Source organism: Terasakiispira papahanaumokuakeensis, from assembly GCF_001709345.1.
Lineage (GTDB): Bacteria > Pseudomonadota > Gammaproteobacteria > Pseudomonadales > Halomonadaceae > Terasakiispira > Terasakiispira papahanaumokuakeensis.
This window is the reverse complement of the sequence record NZ_MDTQ01000001.1, coordinates 965,567-972,716: the sequence shown is the minus strand read 5'-3', so window position 1 is coordinate 972,716 and position 7,150 is coordinate 965,567. Positions and strand designations below refer to the sequence as shown.

Annotated in this window: 5 protein-coding genes; all 5 read right to left on the bottom strand. The window is 52.7% G+C overall.

The annotated features are described in order from the left end of the window. Positions 1 to 91: 91 nt before the first annotated feature. Entirely contained in the window at positions 92 to 1,264 is a 1,173-nt protein-coding gene (gene prpF, locus BFW38_RS04270) for a 2-methylaconitate cis-trans isomerase PrpF (protein ID WP_068997279.1), read from the bottom strand. Between the two features lie 34 nt (positions 1,265 to 1,298). After that, positions 1,299 to 3,917: a Fe/S-dependent 2-methylisocitrate dehydratase AcnD gene (acnD, locus tag BFW38_RS04265; RefSeq protein WP_068997278.1), complete on the bottom strand. Its 2,619-nt coding sequence runs from the start codon at positions 3,915 to 3,917 to the stop codon at positions 1,299 to 1,301. Between the two features lie 199 nt (positions 3,918 to 4,116). Continuing rightward, entirely contained in the window at positions 4,117 to 5,247 is a 1,131-nt protein-coding gene (prpC, locus tag BFW38_RS04260; protein ID WP_068997277.1) for a bifunctional 2-methylcitrate synthase/citrate synthase, read from the bottom strand. 69 nt (positions 5,248 to 5,316) lie between these two features. Continuing rightward, on the bottom strand, positions 5,317 to 6,222 hold the full coding sequence (gene prpB / locus BFW38_RS04255) for a methylisocitrate lyase (RefSeq protein WP_068997276.1): 906 nt from the start codon (positions 6,220 to 6,222) through the stop codon (positions 5,317 to 5,319). 164 nt (positions 6,223 to 6,386) lie between these two features. Next, positions 6,387 to 7,118, bottom strand: coding sequence for a GntR family transcriptional regulator (locus BFW38_RS04250; RefSeq protein WP_068997275.1), 732 nt, complete (start codon positions 7,116 to 7,118; stop codon positions 6,387 to 6,389). Positions 7,119 to 7,150: the final 32 nt, after the last annotated feature.

Below are 7,150 nucleotides of genomic sequence, written 5' to 3'. Positions count from 1 at the left end.
GTCGGTTTATTTTAGACTCGATTCACAAAAGCCCCGCACGCGGGGCTTTTTTTACGAACAGCAAGGTTCAGCGCTCTTCAGCTGAGCTGACTTAACTGAGCACTTCTTCCGGCACTCGTACCCAGCCTTCCATCAAAATACGCGCGCTGCGGCTCATCACCGCTTGACGGGCCTGCCATTGGCCATCGATACAAACCGCTTCAGCGCCCACTCGCAGTGTTCCTGAGGGATGCCCAAAGCAGACGGATGTTCGATCCCCACCACCCGCCGCTAGGTTGACTAAAGTACCTGGTACCGCCGCCGCAACACTAATGGCGACGGCAGCAGTCCCCATCATGGCATGATGCAGTTGACCCATGGAGAGTGCTCTCACCAACACATCAATGTCTTCGGCTTCAACGGTTTTACCACTACTCGACAAGTAACGCTGTGGTGGCGCAACAAAAGCCACTTTCGGCGTATGCTGACGCTGGGCAGCATCCTCGGGTCGCTCAACCAACCCCATTTTAACGGCACCTTGAGCGCGAATCGCTTCAAACGTGGCCAGTGCCTTGGGGTCACTGTTGATATCGCCTTGTAATTCCATACCGGTATAGCCGATATCTTCGGCTCTGACGAAGATGGTCGGAATCCCCGCATTAATCAAGGTGGCTGACAGCGTACCGACACCGGGCACATTCAGTTCATCCACAATCTGGCCCGTGGGGAACATGGCCCCTTCACCATCAGCGGGGTCCATAAAGGCCACTTCAATTTCAGCCGCCGGGAAAGTCACCCCATCCAGTTCGAAGTCCCCAGTTTCTTGCACCTGCCCTTGATGCATCGGCACTTTCACAACAATCGTTTTCTGGATATTCACTTGCCAGACCCGAATCGTCGCCACACCGTCATCAGGCAGCTGGGTCGGATCAACTAATCCAGAATGGATCGCAAAAGCCCCTACAGCCGCAGTCAGGTTACCGCAGTTCCCACTCCAATCGACAAAAGGCTGATCAATGGAGACTTGTCCAAAGAGATAGTCGACGTCGTGATCAGGCTGTGTTGAGGGCGACAGGATCACCGTTTTACTGGTGCTGGAAGTCGCGCCCCCCATACCATCGACCTGCTTACGATAAGGGTCAGGGCTACCTATTACACGCAACAATAATGCATCACGAATAGGGCCTGGGGTTTGTGCCGCGACAGGTAAGTCAGATAATTTAAAGAAAACCCCTTTACTGGTGCCGCCGCGCATATAAGTGGCGGGAATTTTAATTTGCGCCATACCGGCTTCCTTTTCTGTTGATCATCAATCGAGTTTAAGCCGTTTCCGCCTCAAGAAAATCTTGGGCAAAGCGCTGTAAAACACCACCGGCGTTATAAATGGAGACTTCTTCTTGCGTATCCAATCGGCATAGCACCGGCACTTTAATGGCTTCACCGTTATGGCGATGGATCACCAAGGTCATTTCAGCCCGAGCCCGAATGTCGCCCAGCACATCAAAGGTTTCTGTGCCCTCTATCGACAGCGTATGACGCGTGGTCCCCTCATGGAATTGAAGGGGTAGAACCCCCATGCCCACGAGGTTCGTGCGGTGAATACGCTCGAAGCCTTCTGCCACGATCGCTTCCACGCCAGCCAAACGTACCCCTTTGGCCGCCCAGTCACGGGATGAGCCCTGCCCATAATCAGCCCCCGCAACAATAATGAGGTTCTGCTTACGTTGTTGGTAGGTTTCAATCGCCTCCCACATGCGCATCACTTGCCCATCAGGCTCAACGCGAGCGAGCGAGCCTTGCTTGACTTCACCGTCGACCACAGCCATTTCATTGACTAGCTTGGGGTTGGCAAAGGTCGCCCGTTGGGCGGTCAGATGATCGCCTCGGTGGGTCGCGTAGGAATTAAAGTCTTCTTCCGGAAGCCCCATTTTGGCCAAATATTCTCCAGCTGCACTGTCTGGCAGAATCGCATTAGAAGGTGATAAGTGATCTGTGGTGATGTTATCGCCTAATACAGCCAGCGGCCGCATGCCTTGGAGCGTTCGCTCCGCAGCCGAGGCACCTTCCCAGTATGGCGGACGACGGATGTAAGTCGACATCGGGCGCCAGTCATACAAGGGGCTCGGTGCCTGCTCAAATTTGCCCAGATCGAACATCGGGATATAGACATCCCGGAACTGTTGCGGTTTGACATATTGATTGACGATCTCATCAATCTCTTCATCGCTCGGCCAGAGATCTTTTAATGTGATCGGCTGACCATCTGGCCCATTACCCAGCACATCTTGTTCGATATCAAAACGGATCGTTCCCGCAATGGCATAAGCCACGACCAAAGGCGGCGAAGCCAAAAAGGCTTGCTTGGCATAAGGGTGGATACGTCCATCAAAGTTGCGGTTACCGGACAATACCGCTGTGGAGTACAAGTCTCGATCAATAATCTCCTGCTGAATTTTCGGATCCAGCGCACCTGACATGCCATTACAGGTTGTACAGGCGTAGGCGACAATCCCAAAACCCAGTTTTTCCAGCTCCGGCAGCAACCCTGATTCTTCCAAATACAGGCGCGCGACCTTGGAGCCTGGCGCAAAGGAGGACTTCACCCAAGGCTTACGAATTAGCCCTAACGCATTGGCCTTTTTCGCCAGCAACCCGGCGGCCACGACATTGCGAGGGTTAGAGGTATTCGTACAAGAAGTGATCGCCGCAATAATGACAGCCCCATCCGGTAACTGACCGGCACTTTCTTCAGCACGCGCTTTATCCAGATCGACGGCGATCCCTCGCTCATGCAAATCATGCGTTGGCAAACGACGATGCGGATTTGAGGGGCCTGCCATAGTGCGATCGACGGAGGAAAGATCAAACTCGAGCACTCGCTCATATTGAGCATCGACCAAATCATCGGCCCAGAGTCCAACGGTTTTGGCGTACTGTTCCACCAATGCAACCTGCTCGGGCTCACGCCCGGTCAAGGTGAGGTAATCCAGTGTTTGTTCATCAATATAAAAGAGACCCGCTGAAGCACCGAATTCCGGCGTCATATTAGAGATCGTCGCCCGATCCCCCAAGGTCAAATGACGAGCCCCTTCCCCAAAGAATTCCAAATAGGCCGAGACCACCCGCTGTTGGCGCAGAAATTCTGTCAGCGCCAGCACAATATCGGTCGCCGTGATGCCCGGCTGACGTTGCCCGGTCAGTTTCACCCCAACGATGTCAGGCAAGCGCATCATGGAAGGACGACCTAACATCACGGTTTCGGCTTCTAACCCGCCAACACCGATGGCAATCACACCCAGACTATCAATGTGTGGCGTATGGCTGTCAGTACCGACGCAGGTATCAGGGAAGGCGACACCTTTACCATTTTCATCCGGTCGAGCCTGCACCACTGGCGACATCTTCTCCAGGTTAATCTGGTGCATGATGCCATTCCCCGCGGGAATCACATCCACATTGCTGAAGGCTGTCTTCGTCCACTCGATAAAGTGGAATCGATCTTCATTGCGCCGATCTTCAATGGCTCGGTTCTGCTCAAACGCATCCGGCTCGAACCCGGCATGCTCAACCGCTAGCGAGTGATCGACGATCAGCTGCGTGGGCACAACTGGGTTAACTTTTGCCGGATCGCCCCCTTTATCCGCAATGGCATCACGCAGGCCAGCCAAATCCACCAGTGCGGTTTGCCCTAAAATGTCGTGACACACAACCCGCGCCGGATACCAAGGAAAATCCAGATCACGCTTGCGCTCGATGAGCTGCTTCAATGCATCGGTTAACTGCTCAGGCGAACAGCGACGCACCAGCTGTTCGGCAAGCACACGAGACGTATACGGCAGGCCAGCGTAGGCATCGGGTTGAATATCGTCGACGGCTTCACGCACATCAAAATAATCCAAATCCGTACCCGGTAGGGGTTTTCGATAATCTGTATTCATGGCCAATATCATCAGGTGAAGCGGTCGTTGTGTGTAACATCATCATCTCGCGTACAACATCAATTCGAAGATGGCAATCGTCACAACGACCCCAGTGTATGGTCTTGAGGTCAACTCACCGAAGAGCGCTACATCCCTTGCGCCCTTTTATAGGTCAATCACTCAAACTTGAATCACTCAAAGTTGACTGACGCAGTGATTAGTCACGGTCTTCCAGGCCCGGTACTGGGCGCTCATCCGGCCCAGTATAATCAGCACTGGGGCGGATAATACGGTTATTAGCCCTTTGCTCGATGACGTGAGCGGCCCAACCTGAGACCCGTGAACACACGAAGATGGGCGTAAACAACTCAGTGGGAATCCCCATGAAGTGATAAGCCGAAGCATGGAAAAAGTCAGCATTACAGAACAACTTTTTCTCACGCCACATCACCGCTTCAACACGCTCAGACACCGGGAACAACACCGTATCACCGACTTGTTCGGATAACTGCTTGGACCAAGCCTTGATGATGGCATTACGCGGATCTGAATCGCGGTAGATCGCATGGCCAAAGCCCATGATTTTATCTTTACGGGCCAGCATACCCATGATGGCGTCTTCAGCCTCATCGGGCGTTTGCCACTGACTGATCATCGCCATCGCCGCTTCATTAGCGCCGCCATGCAATGGGCCTCGAAGTGAGCCTATCGCTCCGGTAATACAGCTATGAATATCCGACAGCGTGGAAGCACAAACGCGTGCAGTGAAAGTCGAGGCATTAAACTCGTGCTCGGCATATAGGATCAGAGAGGCATGCATCACCTTGACATGTAACGGATCAGGCTGCTTGCCATGTAACGTCCAAAGAAAATGCTCACCAATGGAATCCGCATCCGTTTCCGTCTCGATGCGCTTGCCGTAATGCGCGAAGTTATACCAGTAATTGATGATGGAGGGGAAAACGGCCAGCATCCGATCAATATGTTGATGCTGCTGACCAAAATCAGCTTCAGTTTCCAAGTTACCCAACATGGAGCAACCCGTGCGCATCACGTCCATCGGGTGGGCATTGGCCGGAATCTGCTCCAAAACGGTTTTCAGTGCTGCCGGGAGCCCGCGCATGCTTTTCAAGCGCGCTTTATAGTCTTGCAACTCCTGCACATTCGGCAGCTTGCCATAGAGCAGTAGATAGGCGACTTCTTCGAACTCGACCTGATCGGCCAGCGCCTTGATGTCATAACCTCGATAAGTCAGCCCTGAGCCACTTTGGCCGACAGTACACAGTGCCGTTTCACCGGCCGACTGACCACGCAGCCCGGCACCACTGAGTTGTTTTGCCTCTGCCATATGACCTCCTCCTCTTCTGTCGCGGCATGCTTTCAGCGTTGATGTGTTTTACCTTTATGTGTTTTACCTTTATTTGTTTTTACCTTCAGCAAACAGCGCATCAAGCTTTTGTTCAAACTCGTGATAATCGAGAAAATCATAGAGATCGGCACGTGTTTGCATCATGTCGACCACTGCTTTCTGATCACCATGTTCAAGAATGCTCTGATAAACGGTCAGTGCAGCTTGATTCATGGCACGAAAAGCAGACAACGGATACAGCACCATCGTCGCACCATGGGTCGCTAGCTCTTGCTTATTAAATAGAGGAGTCGCCCCGAACTCGGTGATATTGGCCAACAAGTGAGCACCATTAATGCCCTTGGAGAAAGCCTGATAGTCATCAAGCGTATGAACAGCTTCGGCGAAGATCGCATCAGCGCCCGCTTCCAAGCAGGCCTGCGCACGATCAACAGCGGCATTCAAGCCCTCTTTCTGGAAAGCATCCGTACGCGCAATAATGAAAAAGTCAGGATCGGTTTTGGCATCAGCGGCCGCTTTAATGCGATCCACCATTTCGGCTTGAGAGACAATTTCTTTATTGGGGCGATGACCGCAGCGTTTTTGGGCCACCTGATCTTCCAGGTGAACAGCCGCAGCGCCAGCTTTGATCATTTCTTTGACAGTACGGGCAATATTAAAAGCACCGCCCCAACCGGTATCAATATCGACCAGCAACGGTGTATCAACCGCACTGGTAATCCGACGGACATCTTCCAAGACATCATTCATCGAAGTCATGCCCAGATCAGGCAAACCATAAGAGGCATTGGCGACGCCGCCTCCAGAAAGATAAATGGCTTGATGGCCGGTTTTTTTCGCCATCAAGGCCGTATAAGCATTAATCGTACCGACAATCTGTAGCGGCTGATTAGCCTCAAGTGCTTGGCGAAAACGTTGACCTGCAGACTGAAGCGCAGAATGGTGTTGTGTCATGGCCTGAATCCTTCCGGTTGCAATAAGCGGTTGCAATAAACCGATGAAGGTTGGCCATGGACACCTGCGTGCTCATTCAGCACCGTCCAGCACTATGCTCGGCACCGCGCAAGACGACAGCCTCCTCTGGCGGTACTTGGCATCACTTGCTGAAGCATCACCGATTACGGTTTAATCACCTCATCGGCAGGGTCAGCCTCACTAAAACGAGCTTCAATGTTTTGGCGCGAAGCCCTGATATGGCGACGCATCAGCATCTCAGCCAACTCTTCATCACGTTGTTCAATGGCATCGACAATGCGGTAATGCTCTTTGAAGGCCTGCTTAGGACGCCCCTGAGTCGCACTGAAGCGATAGCGGTACATCCGCACCAAGTAATAAAGGTCGCCACACAGCAATTCAGTCAGCTTCTCATTACCACTGCCGCGAATAATACGGTAGTGCAAATCAAGATCACCGCCTTCCTGATAGTAGGCTACATTATCCTGGAGTTCTGCTTGAGCTTCATGATAGGCCAGTAACCCCTTAAGCTGCTCAATTTCAGCTATGGGCATGGAACGTGCAGCCAATCGACAGGCCATACCTTCCATTGCTTCACGGACATCATAAAGATCCAACAACTCTTTCAGTGACAACGCCACGACTCGGGCCCCAACATGCGGGATGCGTGTCACCAGACGACGCCCCTCAAGGCGGCGAATCGCTTCACGTAATGGGCCCCGAGAAATGCCATATTGCTTGGCCAACCCCGGCTCGGTGATTTTGCTCCCGGGTTCGATATCACCTTTGACAATGGCATCCTGCAGCACCTCAAAGACACGGTCTGCAATCGTCCGACTATCTTGCTGGGGCTCACCCGTTGCGTCGTTCACGGCCTTCTCATTTGCACTCAACATTGTCGACAATCCCGTTAACACCCAAAATGTAG